The organism is Streptomyces sp. DH24 (assembly GCF_029813775.1).
Taxonomy (GTDB): domain Bacteria; phylum Actinomycetota; class Actinomycetes; order Streptomycetales; family Streptomycetaceae; genus Streptomyces.
On record NZ_JARVKW010000014.1, the window covers coordinates 80,228 to 94,989 of the forward strand.

Consider the following 14,762-nt stretch of genomic DNA (forward strand, 5'->3'; position numbering starts at 1 on the left):
CCGAGCGCGGAGTGACACGGTGACACGCCGCACACCCGCAGACGTGACACCGTGCCACTCAGAGCACGCTTTCGGACTTCCTAGGCTCGCCGGACACCGAGCGACCGGAGGTCCCGATGAGCCGAGTGATCCGTGCCGCCGTCTTCCAGACCGCCTGGACGGGCGACAAGGAATCCATGATCCAGGCCCACGAGCAGGCGGCGCGCGACGCGGCCGCCCAGGGCGCCCAAGTGCTGTGCTTCCAGGAGCTGTTCTACGGCCCGTACTTCTGCCAGGTGCAGGACCCCGCGTTCTACGAGTACGCCGAACAGATCCCCGGCGGCCCGGTCGTCGAGCGGTTCCGGGCGCTCGCCCGGGAGCTGGGCATCGTCCTGGTGCTGCCGATGTACGAGGAGGAGCAGCCCGGGGTCCTCTACAACACCGCCGCCGTCATCGACGCGGACGGCTCCTACCTCGGCAAGTACCGCAAGACACACATCCCGCAGGTGCGGGGCTTCTGGGAGAAGTTCTACTTCCGCCCCGGCAACAGCGGCTGGCCCGTCTTCGACACCGCCGTCGGCAGGATCGGCGTCTACATCTGCTACGACCGCCACTTCCCGGAGGGCTGGCGGGCGCTGGGCCTCGCGGGCGCGGAGATCGTGTTCAACCCGTCGGCGACCTCGCGCGGCCTGTCCGGCTACCTGTGGCAGCTGGAGCAGCCGGCGGCGGCCGTCGCCAACGAGTACTTCGTCGGCGCCATCAACCGGGTCGGCGTCGAGGAACTCGGCGACAACGACTTCTACGGCACCTCCTACTTCGTCGACCCGGAGGCCCAGTTCGTGGGCGAACCGGCGAGCGACAAGGAGACCGAACTCGTCGTCCGGGACCTGGACATGGCCAAACTGCGCGAGGTCCGCGACCGCTGGCAGTTCTACCGGGACCGCGCGCCGGGCGCGTACGGGCCGCTGACGGCACCGTGAACGCCCCAGGGGCGCGGGGCCGTGTCCGATGCGCGGCCCCCGCCGCGCGGCGGCGGTCAGCCGCACCCAACCCGCACGTTCACACCGCGAGGAGCGACCACGCATGAGCAGCCGTACCGTCATCCGCGGTGGCCTCGTCGTCACCGCGTCCGACGAGATCCACGCCGACGTCCTGATCGAGGACGGCCGCATCGCCGCCCTCGCCGCCTCCGGCACCCCGGCCGCCGAGACCTTCACCGCCGAGCGGACGATCGACGCCACCGGGAAGTACGTCATCCCGGGCGGCGTGGACGTCCACACCCACATGGAGCTGCCGTTCGGCGGCACCTTCGCCTCCGACACCTTCGAGACCGGCACCCGCGCCGCCGCCTGGGGCGGCACCACCACGATCGTCGACTTCGCCGTGCAGAGCGTCGGCCACTCCCTGCGTGAGGGCCTGGACGCCTGGCACGCCAAGGCGGAGGGCAACTGCGCGATCGACTACGGCTTCCACATGATCGTCTCCGACGTGAACCAGGAGACCCTCAAGGAGATGGACCTGCTCGTGGAGGAGGGCGTCACCTCCTTCAAGCAGTTCATGGCCTACCCCGGGGTGTTCTACTCCGACGACGGGCAGATCCTGCGCGCCATGCAGCGCTCCGCCGAGAACGGCGGCCTGATCATGATGCACGCCGAGAACGGCATCGCGATCGACGTGCTCGTGGAGCAGGCCCTCGCCCGCGGCGAGACCGACCCGCGCCACCACGGCGAGGTGCGCAAGGCGCTGCTGGAGGCCGAGGCCACCCACCGCGCCGTCAAGCTCGCGCAGGTCGCCGGGGCCCCGCTGTACGTGGTGCACGTGTCCGCCATGGAGGCGGTCGCCGAACTGGCCCGGGCGCGCGACGAAGGGCTGCCCGTCTTCGGCGAGACCTGCCCGCAGTACCTGTTCCTGTCGACCGACAACCTCGCCGAGCCGGACTTCGAGGGCGCCAAGTACGTGTGCTCCACGCCCCTGCGGCCCCGCGAGCACCAGGCGCGGCTGTGGCGGGGCCTGCGCACCAACGACCTCCAGGTGGTGTCGACGGACCACTGCCCGTTCTGCTTCACCGGCCAGAAGGAGCTGGGCCGGGGCGACTTCTCGAAGATCCCCAACGGTCTGCCGGGCGTCGAGAACCGCATGGACCTGCTCCACCAGGCCGTCGTCGACGGGCACATCTCCCGCCGCCGGTGGATCGAGATCGCCTGCGCCACCCCGGCCCGGATGTTCGGCATGTACCCGAAGAAGGGCACCGTCGCGCCGGGCGCCGACGCCGACGTCGTCATCTACGACCCGCACGCCGAGCAGGTCATCTCCGCCGCGACCCACCACATGAACGTGGACTACTCGGCGTACGAGGGCCGCCGGGTCACCGGCCGCGTCGAGACCGTCCTGTCGCGCGGCGAACCCGTCATCACCGAGCGGGAGTACACCGGCCGGGCCGGTCACGGCGTCTACACGCCCCGCTCCACCTGCCAGTACCTCAACTAGGAGGAGCGCCCATGGACTTCGGACTCGTCCTGCAGACCGACCCGCCGGCCTCGCGGGTGATCAGCCTGATGAAGCGCGCCGAGCGCAACGGCTTCACGCACGGCTGGACCTTCGACTCCGCCGTGCTGTGGCAGGAGCCGTTCGTGATCTACAGCCAGATCCTCGCCAACACCACGAAGCTCAAGGTCGGCCCCATGGTGACCAACCCGGGCACCCGCACCTGGGAGGTCACCGCCTCCACCTTCGCCACCCTCAACGACATGTTCGGCAACCGCACCGTGTGCGGCATCGGCCGCGGCGACTCCGCGATGCGCGTCGCGGGCCGCAAACCCAACACCCTCGCCCGGATCAGCGAGGCGATGAAGGTGATCCGGGCGCTCGGCCGGGGCGAGGAGGCCGACCTCGGCGGCACCGTCGTCAGGTTCCCCTGGATCAGACCCGGCGCCCAACTGCCCGTGTGGATGGCCGCGTACGGGCCGAAGGCGCTGAAGATGACCGGCGAGGAGGCCGACGGTTTCATCCTCCAGCTGTCCGACCTGTATCTGACCGAGTACATGGTCAGGGCCGTGAAGGACGCGGCGGTGGCGGCCGGCCGCGACCCCTCCGCCGTGACGATCTGCGTCGCCGCGCCCGCCTACGTCACCGACGACGACTCGCCCGAGGCGCTCGCGCACGCCCGCGACGAGTGCCGCTGGTTCGGCGGCATGGTCGGCAACCACGTCGCCGACCTGGTCGCCAGGTACGGCGAGCACTCCGGCCAGGTGCCCGGCGAACTCACCGACTACATCAAGGCACGCGAGGGCTACGACTACTCCCACCACGGGCGCAGCGGAAATCCCGACACCCGGTTCGTGCCGGACGAGATCGTCGACCGGTTCTGCGTCATCGGCCCGGCCGAGAAGCACATCGAGAAACTGAAGGCACTGCGGGAGCTGGGCGTCGACCAGTTCGCCGTGTACGACATGCACGACGCGCAGGAAGCCGTCATCGACGCCTACGGCCAGAAGATCATCCCCGCCGTCAACGCCTGAGCCGTTCCCCTCGGTCGAGCTCACCCGGCATCCACCCAGCCCCCCGCCCTCTGTCGCCCCGGCCCTCCCCGCTCCCCCGGGGAGGGCCGGGGGGAACCGGACCCGCCACGGCCTTTCCCGACCCACTTCTCCGATTGGCCTGCCCATGACCGACACCGCTCCCACGGCCATACCGCCGGCCACCCAGGTCACCCTCGCCGACGGGCGGGTGGAGATCGCGCCGGACGCCCCGCAGCCCAGCGGCCCGTACGCCAACGAGGACCTGCTGCCCGTCCCCGCCCGCAAGCGGACCTGGACCACGTACAACTTCTCCGCGCTGTGGGTCGGCATGGCCCACAACACGGCCTCCTGGACCCTGGCCTCCGGTCTGATCGCCGTCGGCATGGACTGGAAGCAGGCGGTGTTCACCATCGCCCTGGCCAACGTGATCGTGCTGGTGCCGATGCTGCTCACCGGGCACGCCGGACCCAAGTACGGCATCCCCTTCCCGGTGTTCGCCCGCGCCTCCTTCGGCATCCGCGGCGCCAACCTGCCCGCCGTGGTACGGGCGTTGGTGGCGTGCGGCTGGTTCGGCATCCAGACCTGGATCGGCGGCGAGGCGATCTACTTCCTCGCGGGCAAGCTGATCGGCGACGGCTGGACGAACGCGGCGCAGTTCGGCGGCTACGCCTGGACCATGTGGCTGTCGTTCGCGATCTTCTGGGCGATCCAGGTCGCCATCATCTACCGGGGCATGGAGACGATCCGCCGCTTCGAGAACTGGGCGGCGCCCTTCGTGCTCGTCGGCGCGTTCGTGATGCTGTGGTGGATGAGCGAGAAGGCCGGCGGCTTCGGCCCGCTGTTCGACCAGCCCTCCCGGCTCGGCTGGGGCCCGGACTTCTGGACCCTGTTCGCCCCGGCGCTCATGGGCATGATCGGCTTCTGGTCCACACTGTCCCTGAACATCCCGGACTTCACCCGGTACGGCAAGAGCCAGAAGGCGCAGACCTGGGGGCAGTCGCTCGGCCTGCCGACCACCATGACGCTGTTCGCGTTCCTGTCGGTGATGGTGACCTCCGGTTCGCAGGCCGTGTACGGCGAGGCGATCTGGGACCCGGTGAAACTCGCCGCCAAGACCGACAACCCCGTCGGGCTGCTGTTCGCTCTGGTGACCGTCCTCGTCGCCACCCTGTCCGTGAACATCGCGGCCAACCTCGTCTCACCGGCGTTCGACTTCTCCAACGTCGCGCCGCGCCGGATCAGTTTCCGCACCGGCGCGCTCGTCACCTGTGTCCTCGCCGTGCTGATCTTCCCGTGGAAGCTGTACTCCGACCCGGAGGGCTACATCTTCACCTGGCTCGGCCTGGTCGGCGGGCTGCTCGGCACGGTCGCCGGCATCCTCGTCGCCGACTACTGGATCCTGCGCCGCACCCGGCTCGACCTCGTCGACCTGTACCGCACGGGCGGCCGCTACTGGTACGAGGGCGGCTGGAACTGGCGTGCCGTCGTCGCGTTCGCCGTGGGCGGCGTCCTCGCCATCGGCGGCGCCGACTTCCATCCGCTGATCGACGGACGGCCGATCCCGGCCCTGGCCGGCCTGGCGGACTACGGCTGGGCGGTGGGCCTGGGCACCTCGATGGTGCTGTACCTCGCGCTGATGCTCCTGCGGGGCAGGGGCCGCACCGAGGTCTGAGCCACGGCGGCAACGGCGGGGCCCCGCGGCGTCAACCGCTCGGCGGGGCCCGGCCGTTGCCCGGCGGGCCCGAGCCGCCTAGCCCTTCTCCAGCGCGGCCACCGCGTCCTTCGCGGCCTTGATGGCGCCCTTGTTGATCTCGTCCGTCGAGGGCGCCTTCTTGGACTCGAAGTCGCTGCCGTTGTACGTGATGACCACCAGGGCGTTGGAGGCGCGGACCACCACCGTGCCCTCACGGGTCTGCTGCCCGTCCTCGGTGACGAGGTTCACCACCGAGTAGGCCTCGTCACCGAGACCGGGCACCTCGCCGCCGCCGCTGTTCTCCGAAAGGTGCTCCTGGTAGGCGTTCTCCGCCTTCTCGTCCGACGCCGAGACCTCGTAGGAGACGTCGAGCCAGCGGTACTCGTAGCCCTTGAGGGCGTTCCAGGAGCAGGTGCGGCGCAGATCCGCGTCCGTGGACGGGATCTCCTTGCCGCCCGCCTTGGCGCCGGGGACCAGGGACTTGACCGTCTTCTCGGCCACGGCGGAACACGGCGCCGGGGCGGCGCTGTACGTCTTCGACTCCGCCTCCGTCGCGGGGGCGGACGCCGACTGCGACTGCGGGACGGCCGCCTCGTCCGGCCCCTGCTCGGCGGCCGGGGTCGCGGCGAGCGGACCGGTCGACAGCGCCCAGCCCGCGACGGCGAGCACGACCACCGGGGACAGTCGCGCGGTCAGGGCGAGCGGCAGAGGAAGAGAACGCACGGCGCACTTCTCGTGGGGGACGGACGGTGCGGAGGTGGTCCGCACTGCGGACGGGACGACAGTGTCACACGACTCCAGGTGGTGCGGAAGGGCCAACTCGCTCCGTGCCCGGGCGGTGACACGGCATGCGCACCCAGCGCGGCACAATGTCCGTAGTTTCACGATTTACCCGGTTGGGTGGCCTCGGAGGCGGGCCCGTACCCGGTGACGGGTGCGGGTGCGGGCGGTCGGGCAGGGCACGGAGCGGGACCACGCGAAAGGTGGTCCGGCCTCGCCCCGCGGGCGCATGCCGCGATGAGTCCTGGAGCCTCCGGCGGTCGTACTGCCGAACTCGCTACCGAGGAGGAATTCTGATGCGCACCGTGACCTATTCGATGAACGTCTCACTCGACGGCTACATCGTCGGGCCGGACGGCGGCTTCGACTGGACGGCGCCCGACGAGGAGGTCTTCCGCTTCTGGATCGACGATGTCCGGCAGGTCGGCGTCCACCTGATGGGACGACGGCTGTACGAGACGATGCTGTACTGGGAGACCGCCGACCAGGAACCGTCGCTCGACGACGCCGCGCGCGAGTGGACCGCGCTGTGGAAGCCGCTCCCCAAGGTGGTGTTCTCCACCACGCTGTCGGAGGTGCGGGGCAACGCCCGCCTGGCCTCCGGCGGCCCGGCGGAGGAGATCGAGCGGCTGCGGGCCGAACCGGGGGAGGGCGAGATCGCGATCGGCGGCGCGACCCTCGCCGCCGAGGCGGCCGCACTGGGGCTGATCGACGAGTACCGGGCCATGGTGTACCCGGTGCTGGTCGGCGGCGGCATCCCGTTCTTTCCCCGAGGCGAGCGCCGGGTGGACCTCGAACTCGCCGGGACCCGCACCTTCAGCTCGAACGTCGTCTACCTCCACTACCGCGTGGCGCGCTAACCGGCTCGCCCGCCGGGCCCCGGGCCGGACCCGCGCGGTGGCGCCCGCCGAGCGACGCCCCGCGCCCCCCGCTGCCCTGAAGTCGTGAACCGACGCCGCTGAGGGGCGCCTGCTGCGGCCGACCGCTGTGTGGAACCGGGGCGAGCCGCCAGGCCCGAAGCCGGTGTGAGCGAAGGGGCGGCGCCGGAGTCCTCCGCTGCCGCCCCTTCCCGCTGCCAGCCCGCGTGTGTCAGGAGCCCGACATGGCGTCCCCGAACATGGGGTCCTCCCCGGAGTTCCCGATTCCCACGGACTTCGCGCCGAAGCTCACCGAGCCGGTGGCCGTGATGCCGCCCGTCGAGCCGCGCAGGACCCACACGGCGCCGTCGTCGCTGTTCTCGCCGCCCGCGCCCACCGACAGGTCGGCACGGCCGTCCTTGTTGTGGTCGGCGAGGTGGATCGCGTCGCCGAACAGGTCCGACGACTCGTTGGCGCCCGGGACGCCGGAGGTGCCCTGGTTGAAGGACTGGGCGCCGGTCCCCGTCAGGCCGGAGGCGCCGCCGCGCAGCACCCAGACGTTGCCCGCGTGGCTCGCGGAGCCGATGGTCTCGAAGTTCGCGCCGACGGCCAGGTCCGGGTAGCGGTCACCGTTGACGTCGCCGACGGCGAGTGTGCCGCCGAACGAGTCGTGGGACTCGTCCGCTCCCGGCACGCCCGCGGTGTCCTGGGTGAAGACGGCGCTGCGCGTGGTGTCGACGCCCGCCGCACCGCCGTGGAACACGGTGGCGTAGCCGCCCTTCGCCGTCTGGTCCGTGACGGAGACGAAGTCGGAACCGACGACCAGGTCGTCGTGCCCGTCGCGGTCGAAGTCGGCCGCGACGAGCGCGCCCGCGTACCCCGTGCCCACGGCCGTCTGGAACGTGGGCCCGCTCGCGGCGCCCAGGTGGACGAAGTTGCCCGCGGCAGACCCCACCACCACGTCGTCCGCCCCGTCGTTGTCGAAGTCCCCGGCGGTCAGCTGGACGGCGCCCCGGGGGTACGCGCCGGACTCGATCCGCGCGTCGAAGCGCAGCTTCCCGGCCGCGCCGCCCGACTTGGTGAAGCCGCCCTTGAAGATCCAGACGTCCTTGCCGGTGGAACCGACGGCCAGATCGGTCTTCCCGTCGCCGGTGAAGTCGCCGACCGCGAGGGACTGGCCGAACCGGTCGTGGCCCGAGGCGTTCGGATCGCTGACCGTCGTGCCGCCGGACAGGCCGGACGAGCCGCCCCACAGGATCGTGACCGACCCGCCGTCGGCGTCGCTGCCGACGTCCTCCAGCGGTGAGCCCACGACGAGATCGCCGTAGCCGTCGTTGTTGAGGTCCCCGTGCGCGAGTTCCGTGCCGAAGCGGTCGGAGGTCTCCGAGGCACCCGGCACGCCGGAGGAACTCTGCGAGGTGGTCTTGTGGCGCGAGGCGCTGATGCCGCCGGCGGAACCGTAGTTGACGACCACGGCGCCCGCCTTCGCCTTCCCGTTCGCGACGGCACCCGGCGCGCCGGTCGCCAGATCGCGGTAGCCGTCACCGTTGAAGTCGTCGGCGAGGCCCGACGCGGCGGCACTCGCGCCGCCCGGCAGGGTGATGAGCAGACCACCGGCCAGGGCCGCCGCGGCGACGGCGGCGCCCAGGACGACGGGACGACGGGAGCGCTTGTGGGGGGACCGGGACATGAATTCCTCTCCGAGACGTACGTGCGGGCGCAGAGACGACCTCCGGTGGGCCCGAAGGGTTGTACGGGAGGCGGGCCCCGAGGGGTGGAGGTGAAAGGAGGGACTCCCGGTGCCGACGAGGTCGCGCACGGTGGCGAGGCTCGACCACCGGGCTGTCCGGCCGGCCGGACAGGAGGGCTGGGGAGAGGGCTGTTCCGGTCCGGCTCCGGCTCCGGCCGTGATCTGTGCCGGATCTAGTAGCCGGTTGTGCCGTCGAGCATCTCGCGCAGGATGTCCAGGTGGCCGTTGTGGCGGGCCGTCTCCTCGGTGAGGTGGTGCAGGATCCAGCGCAGATCGACGCGGACGCCGTTGCGGACGGTACGCCGGGCTTGTCTGTCCAGGTCGTTCCCGGCGACCAGTTCGCGGTAGCGGGTGCTCTGTTCGGCGTATTCGTCGAGCAACTGCGTGAGCGGGAAGTCGACGGCGATACGCATCTCGCGGTCCGGGTCCTCCTCGGTCCAGGGGCCCCGGTCTTCCTCGCCGAGGAAGACCACCTGGAACCAGTAGTACTCGACCCAGCGGAGGTGATTGATCACTCCGCTCATGGTCATCAGCGGTGAGCCCGGCAGGAGCGCCTTGCGTGCGTTCTCCGCGGAGACGCCTTCGCATTTGACGCGGGCGGTGTCACGCGCGTAGTCGAGAAACGTGGTGAGCTGCGTGCGCTCGTCCCACGCCGGCGGTGTGTCATCGATTCTGGTCATCGCGCGAAGCGTCCCCGATCACCGCGACCGATGTCGAGGCAATTACCGACGGCCCCGACCTGCTTCACCCAGCCCGGTCGACGAACCGATCGACCCGCAGCCTGTGCGGTGGCTTCGGCCTCCGGCGGGGCGGGCGACTGTTCACGGCGCGAGCGGGCACGCGGGTCACAGCGGGCGCGCGGTGCGCGTCCCGCTCCACCGTCGAGACCTGAGGAGTCCCCATGATGATCGTCGGCGTGATAGGCGCCTGTGTCGTCCTGGCCGTGCTCGCCTTCCTGCTCCCCCGGCTGTCCCGGCACCCGCAGAACGGCGCCCAGCGCGCGCTCGGAGCCGGTTCGCGCACCGGGTCCAAGGCCCCCGGCCCGCTGGGGCGCCTGCTGAGCAAGCCGTTCAGTTCCAGTTCGCGTGCCGTGGGCCGCAGCGGCTCCGCCGGCCGGCGGGCGCGCCGGCGCCTGCGGTTCTGACCACCGGGAGAGGAAGGAGTGGACGTGCCCGAGGACGAGCTTCTCGACGGCCTGGCGGTGAACGAGCGGCGGCCCGAGAAGCCGATCCTGCTCAACGCCGACGGCACCCCCATCGAAACCTGGCGGGAGAACCATCCCTACGACCGCAAGGTGCGCAGGGCCGAGTACGAGCGGCAGAAGCGGGTCCTGCAGATCGAGCTGCTGAAGATGCAGCGCTGGGTGAAGGACACCGGCCAGCGGGTCGTCGTGCTCTGTGAGGGCCGGGACGCGGCCGGCAAGGGCGGCACCATCCAGCGGTTCACCGAGCGGCTGAACCCGCGCGGCGCCCGCGTGGTGGCGCTGGAGAAGCCCACCGAGCGGGAGGCGGGCCAGTGGTACTTCCAGCGTTACGTGGCGCATCTGCCCGCCCGGGGGGAGATCGTCTTCTTCGACCGCTCCTGGTACAACCGGGCGGGCGTCGAGCGGGTGATGGGCTTCTGCACGGAGGAGGAGCACCAGCTGTTCCTCAGGCAGGCGCCGATGTTCGAGCAGATGCTGACCGACGACGGCATCCTGCTGGTGAAGTTCTGGTTCTCCGTCTCACGGGCCGAGCAGCGCACCCGTTTCGCCATCCGCCAGGTCGACCCGGTGCGCCGCTGGAAGCTGTCGCCGACGGACCTGGCCTCCCTGGACCGCTGGGACGAGTACACGACCGCCAAGGTCGAGATGTTCCGCGCCACGGACACCCCGCACGCCCCCTGGACGGTGGTGAAGAACAACGACAAGCGGCGCGGCCGGCTGGAGGCGATGCGCAGACTGCTCGACCTCTGCGACTACCCGGCCAAGGACCACGCCGCCGTGGGCAAGCCGGACCCGCTGATCGTCGGCTCCGCCGACACCCTGCTGGAGCCCGGCGAGGAACCCGCCGACCTTTCCCCCACCCCGCTGGCCGGTGACCACGACGGTCCGGGGACCCACCCCGGCCGGGAGGACGGACGACCGGGAGGAGTCGCATGAGCGCGCAGGACCGCGGCGGCACGGGACGGGAGCCGGGGCCCGGCACCCCGGCGGCCGACGCGCACCTGGAGATGCTGCTGCGGCTGGTGGAGGCCCAGCCCGGCGCCGCCGTCGCCGTGACCCTGACGACCGTGGGCGGCATCGTCAGCGGCAGCCTCGTCGCCGGCCGGGTCTGGGCGGAGCGGTGGGAGGAGGTCGTCGCGCGGGCCGTCGGCGACCAGGACCACGCCGAGCAGGTCGTCCTGTTGCCCCGCGCCGTGCAGAACGCCCTCGACCCCACCGGCCCCGGCGGCCTGCACGACTTCGCCCACTTGATCGACGTCACGTTCCTGTCCGCGCCGGGCGCGCCCACGTCCCCGCTGTGGCGCGGCCGGGTGAGCGACGTCTCCGGCTGGTCCCTGGGAGCCCCGGCGTAGCCCGGTCGCCCGGGGACGGTCAGAGGAAGCGGCGGACGGGCCTCACGGCCAGCTCCGCCGCCCGCTGGAGGGAGGCCCGGCGCTTCCAGCGGCTCAGGTCGATGGTGACGCTGCGGGTGACGTCCTCGTCGTAGTGCCCGTCCAGGGTCGCGGTGAAGGTCTCGTCGAGCACGGCGAGCATGACCTCCTCGTCGTGGTCCATGGAGCGGCGGTTGAAGTTGGTCGAGCCGATCAGGGACGCCACCCCGTCCACGGTGATGATCTTGGCGTGCATCATCGTCGGCTGGAACTGCCGGACCCGCACACCCGCGTCGAGCAGGTCGGTGTAGAGGGCCTGTCCGGCGAGCCGGCAGGCGCGCTGGTCGGAGTGCGGGCCGGGCAGCAGGATCTCCACCTCGACGCCCCGGCGGGCGGTGGCGCACAGCAGGTCGACGAAGTACCGGTCGGGCGCGAAGTAGGCGGTGGCCAGGCGGAAGCGCTCCTCGGCGGAGGTCAGCATGAGGCGGATGAGCGTCTGCATGTCCTGCCAGCCGATGCTCGCCGAGCCGCGCACGACCTGGACGATCGCGTCGCCGTGCCGTTCGTGGCCGGTGAAGCGGTCCCGGTCGTCGTACAGCTCGTCGTGGCACTCGGCCCAGTTCTGCGCGAAGGCGGCGGCTATGCCGTCCACGGCCGGTCCCCGCACCTCGACGTGGGTGTCGCGCCACTCGCCGGGGTGGCGGGCGTCGCCGCACCACTCCTCCGCGATGCCGACGCCGCCGGTGAACGCGGTGTCCTCGTCGACGATCAGGGCCTTGCGGTGGCAGCGGTGGTTCTGCTTGAACGGCGAGACCCAGGCCGGCTTGCGGAACCAGGCGACCTGCACCCCCGCCGCGTCCATCTCGTCCAGGAGCCGCCGCTCTATCTGGCGGGCGCCGAAGCCGTCCAGCAGCAGCCGCACCCGTACGCCGTCCCGGGCCCGCTCGGCGAGCGCCTCGGCGAACTGGCGGGCGATGTCGCCGCGCCAGTAGACGAAGGTCATCATGTCGATGGTGTGCCGGGCCGCCCGGACGGCGCCGAGCATCGCGGGGAAGATCTCGTCGCCGTTGCGCAGCGGGGTCAGCAGGTTGCCCTCGGTGGCGGCGATGCCGATCAGTCGCTCCATGCGGCGCCGCAGCCGCCGCTTGCGCTGCTCGGCGGCGGCCTCCTCCACGGGGCGCGCCGCGGCCTGTTCCGCCACCGGTCCTCCACTCTCCTGCCACACCGCGCACGCGGCGACGGCACACCTTACGGCAGGCCCCCGGCGCCCGGGCCATCCGGTCCCGGGCCGGCTCCGCGGCCGGGCGCCGCGACGCCGCCCCACCCTGTGTGCGCACCGCGCGCGCCGAAGACGATGTACGCCGCCCACATCGCGCCCGCCCCCCGCGCGAGGCGCTCCGCGGGTACCTGCTCGGCTCGCATGCCGTGACCGTGCCGGCACGACCGGTACTGCCCATCAGGGCTCGAAGCCTCGGTCCGGGAACAGGAACGGGCCGCCTCGCGCTCCAACCCGGCCCTGAGTGGCCTTCTGCATCTCGACCACTGCGCCCACTTCCTGTCTGAGGCAGGGAAGAAGGGGCGCACGGCGATCGATAGCCTGCTGGGGGAGCGGGCGGAGGAGAGCTCTGGCCCGAACTCCCCAGATGCTCCCCAGGACCGGTCCTGAGCGCCGACCGGTCCGGCCGATGTGCGGAAACAGCGAGTTGAGAGGCCGTATGTTCACCACCCGCCCCACCCTCCAGGGCACCTTCGGCATGGTGTCCTCCACCCACTGGCTGGCCTCCCAGTCGGCGATGGCCGTCCTGGAGGACGGCGGCAACGCCTACGACGCGGCCGTCGCCGGCGCGTTCGTGCTGCACGTCGTCGAACCCCACCTCAACGGGCCCGCCGGCGAGGTGCCCATCCTGCTCGCGCCGGCCGGCGGCGAGGTGCGGGTGCTGTGCGGGCAGGGCGTCGCCCCGGCCGGGGCGAGCGCCGCGCACTACCGCGGCCTCGGCCTGGACCTCGTCCCCGGCACCGGCCCGCTCGCCGCCGCCGTGCCCGGCGCCTTCGACGCCTGGCTGCTGCTGCTGCGCGACCACGGCACGAAGCCCCTCGCCGACGTCCTCAAGTACGCCGTCGGATACGCCGAACACGGCCACGCACCCGTGGAACGCGTCGGCGAGACCGTCGAGACCGTACGGGAACTGTTCGAGACCGAGTGGACGACCTCCGCCGAGGTGTACCTGCCCGGCGGCCGCGCGCCCCGCCCCGGCGAACTGCTGCGCAACCCGGCCCTCGCCGCCACCTGGCGCCGGCTGCTCACCGAGGTCGCCCACGCCGGCGACCGGGAGGCCCAGATCGACGCCGCGCGCGAGGTGTGGCGGACCGGTTTCATCGCCGAGGCCCTCCTGCGGCAGGCCGCGCGTCCCACCCTGGACACCAGCGGCGAGCACCACACCGGCACGCTGACCGGCGACGACCTCGCCGCCTGGTCCGCCGGCTACGAGGCACCGGCGACGTACGACTGGAACGGCTGGACCGTGTGCAAGGCCGGCCCCTGGAGCCAGGGCCCCGTCCTCCTCCAGCAGCTCGCGCTGCTCCCGCCCGAACTGCCCGAGTACGGCTCCGCCGACTACGTCCACCTGCTGATCGAGGGCTGCAAGCTCGCCATGGCCGACCGGGAGGCCTGGTACGGGGACGCCGCCGACGTCCCCCTCGACGACCTGCTGTCGGACGAGTACAACGCCGTTCGGCGCTCTCTCGTCGGGCAGCAGGCGAGCCAGGAGCTGCGGCCCGGCAGCCCCGGCGGACGCACCCCCAGGCTGTGCGCCCACGCGCGCGTGACGACACCCCCCGGCGCCGCCCTCGACGCGCTCGGCGTCGGCGAACCCACCGTCGCCAAGGCCTCCACCTCCCCGGTGCCCGGCGAACCCGGCGTGAGCGCCGACGGTCTCACCCGCGGCGACACCTGCCACATCGACGTGGTCGACCGCTGGGGCAACATGGTCGCCGCCACCCCCAGCGGCGGCTGGCTCCAGTCCAACCCCGTGGTCCCCGAGCTCGGCTTCCCGCTCGGCACGCGCCTGCAGATGACCTGGCTGGAGGACGGCCTGCCCAACACCCTCACCCCGGGCCGCCGCCCCCGCACCACCCTCACCCCGTCGATCGCGCTGCGCGACGGCGTGCCCGTCATGGCGTTCGGCACACCCGGCGGCGACCAGCAGGACCAGTGGCAGACCCACTTCTTCCTCGCGGTCGCCCTGCGCTCCCCGGTCCGCGGCGGCCTCGACCTCCAGGGCGCCATCGACGCCCCCAACTGGCACAACGACAGCTTCCCCGGCTCCTTCTACCCGCGCGGCATGCGGCCGGGCAGCGTCACCGTGGAGTCCCGGCTCGACCCGGCCGTCGTCGGGGACCTGCGGCGCCGCGGGCACGACGTGAGCGTCGGCGAGCCCTGGTCCGAGGGAAGGCTGTGCGCGGTCGCGCGGGACCCGGAGACGGGCGTGCTCTCGGCGGCGGCGAACCCGCGCGGGATGCAGGGCTACGCGGTGGGCCGCTGAGGCAGGCGGCGCCAGGTTCACCCGGGCCGGGCCCCGGTCGACGGCCGCCCGGTGTCCGATCTGGGCGTT

13 protein-coding genes are annotated in these 14,762 nt (G+C 72.1%); 9 read left to right on the forward strand and 4 right to left on the reverse strand.

From position 1 onward, the window contains the following. The first annotated feature begins 116 nt into the window (after nucleotides 1-116). From QC282_RS14020 to QC282_RS14035, 4 genes are all read left to right on the forward strand, one after another. The gene (locus QC282_RS14020) at nucleotides 117-959 is read left to right on the forward strand and encodes a nitrilase-related carbon-nitrogen hydrolase (RefSeq protein WP_279549649.1); all 843 of its coding nucleotides are present in this window, start codon (nucleotides 117-119) and stop codon (nucleotides 957-959) included. Between the two features lie 103 nt (nucleotides 960-1,062). Beyond that, complete coding sequence (hydA, locus tag QC282_RS14025; RefSeq protein WP_279549650.1) at nucleotides 1,063-2,466, forward strand: dihydropyrimidinase; 1,404 nt, start codon at nucleotides 1,063-1,065, stop codon at nucleotides 2,464-2,466. 11 nt (nucleotides 2,467-2,477) lie between these two features. Beyond that, on the forward strand, nucleotides 2,478-3,497 hold the full coding sequence (locus QC282_RS14030; protein WP_279549651.1) for a TIGR03842 family LLM class F420-dependent oxidoreductase: 1,020 nt from the start codon (nucleotides 2,478-2,480) through the stop codon (nucleotides 3,495-3,497). A gap of 145 nt (nucleotides 3,498-3,642) precedes the next feature. Continuing rightward, complete coding sequence (locus QC282_RS14035; RefSeq protein WP_279549652.1) at nucleotides 3,643-5,169, forward strand: NCS1 family nucleobase:cation symporter-1; 1,527 nt, start codon at nucleotides 3,643-3,645, stop codon at nucleotides 5,167-5,169. A 78-nt stretch (nucleotides 5,170-5,247) separates the two neighbouring features. Here the strand turns inward: QC282_RS14035 and QC282_RS14040 are convergent, their stop codons facing one another. Further along, a complete protein-coding gene (locus QC282_RS14040; RefSeq protein ID WP_279549653.1) occupies nucleotides 5,248-5,913 on the reverse strand; it encodes a hypothetical protein in 666 nt (221 codons plus the stop codon). 353 nt (nucleotides 5,914-6,266) lie between these two features. Between QC282_RS14040 and QC282_RS14045 the strand changes: the two genes are divergently transcribed. After that, on the forward strand, nucleotides 6,267-6,830 hold the full coding sequence (locus QC282_RS14045; RefSeq protein ID WP_279549654.1) for a dihydrofolate reductase family protein: 564 nt from the start codon (nucleotides 6,267-6,269) through the stop codon (nucleotides 6,828-6,830). Nucleotides 6,831-7,059: 229 nt separating this feature from the next. On the opposite strand, the gene QC282_RS14050 is transcribed toward QC282_RS14045, so the two are convergent. Together QC282_RS14050 and QC282_RS14055 are read right to left on the reverse strand one after the other, a co-directional pair. Beyond that, nucleotides 7,060-8,517: an FG-GAP-like repeat-containing protein gene (locus QC282_RS14050; RefSeq protein ID WP_279549655.1), complete on the reverse strand. Its 1,458-nt coding sequence runs from the start codon at nucleotides 8,515-8,517 to the stop codon at nucleotides 7,060-7,062. A 233-nt stretch (nucleotides 8,518-8,750) separates the two neighbouring features. Then, nucleotides 8,751-9,257: a DinB family protein gene (locus tag QC282_RS14055; RefSeq protein ID WP_279549656.1), complete on the reverse strand. Its 507-nt coding sequence runs from the start codon at nucleotides 9,255-9,257 to the stop codon at nucleotides 8,751-8,753. A gap of 221 nt (nucleotides 9,258-9,478) precedes the next feature. Here QC282_RS14055 and QC282_RS14060 point away from each other — a divergent pair, with 221 nt between their 5' ends. The 3 genes from QC282_RS14060 to QC282_RS14070 are packed head-to-tail and all read left to right on the forward strand — an operon-like array spanning nucleotide 9,479 to nucleotide 11,133. Beyond that, nucleotides 9,479-9,721, forward strand: coding sequence for a DUF6411 family protein (locus tag QC282_RS14060; RefSeq protein WP_279549657.1), 243 nt, complete (start codon nucleotides 9,479-9,481; stop codon nucleotides 9,719-9,721). A 24-nt stretch (nucleotides 9,722-9,745) separates the two neighbouring features. After that, nucleotides 9,746-10,717: a polyphosphate kinase 2 gene (gene ppk2, locus QC282_RS14065; RefSeq protein WP_279549658.1), complete on the forward strand. Its 972-nt coding sequence runs from the start codon at nucleotides 9,746-9,748 to the stop codon at nucleotides 10,715-10,717. Next, on the forward strand, nucleotides 10,714-11,133 hold the full coding sequence (locus QC282_RS14070) for a hypothetical protein (protein ID WP_279549659.1): 420 nt from the start codon (nucleotides 10,714-10,716) through the stop codon (nucleotides 11,131-11,133). Before ppk2 ends, QC282_RS14070 begins: the two co-directional genes overlap by 4 nt. Nucleotides 11,134-11,152: 19 nt before the next feature. On the opposite strand, the gene QC282_RS14075 is transcribed toward QC282_RS14070, so the two are convergent. Further along, nucleotides 11,153-12,352: a phosphatidylserine/phosphatidylglycerophosphate/cardiolipin synthase family protein gene (locus QC282_RS14075; RefSeq protein ID WP_279549660.1), complete on the reverse strand. Its 1,200-nt coding sequence runs from the start codon at nucleotides 12,350-12,352 to the stop codon at nucleotides 11,153-11,155. A gap of 514 nt (nucleotides 12,353-12,866) precedes the next feature. On the opposite strand from QC282_RS14075, the gene QC282_RS14080 reads away from it, so the two are divergent. After that, on the forward strand, nucleotides 12,867-14,693 hold the full coding sequence (locus tag QC282_RS14080; protein ID WP_279549661.1) for a gamma-glutamyltransferase family protein: 1,827 nt from the start codon (nucleotides 12,867-12,869) through the stop codon (nucleotides 14,691-14,693). Nucleotides 14,694-14,762: the final 69 nt, after the last annotated feature.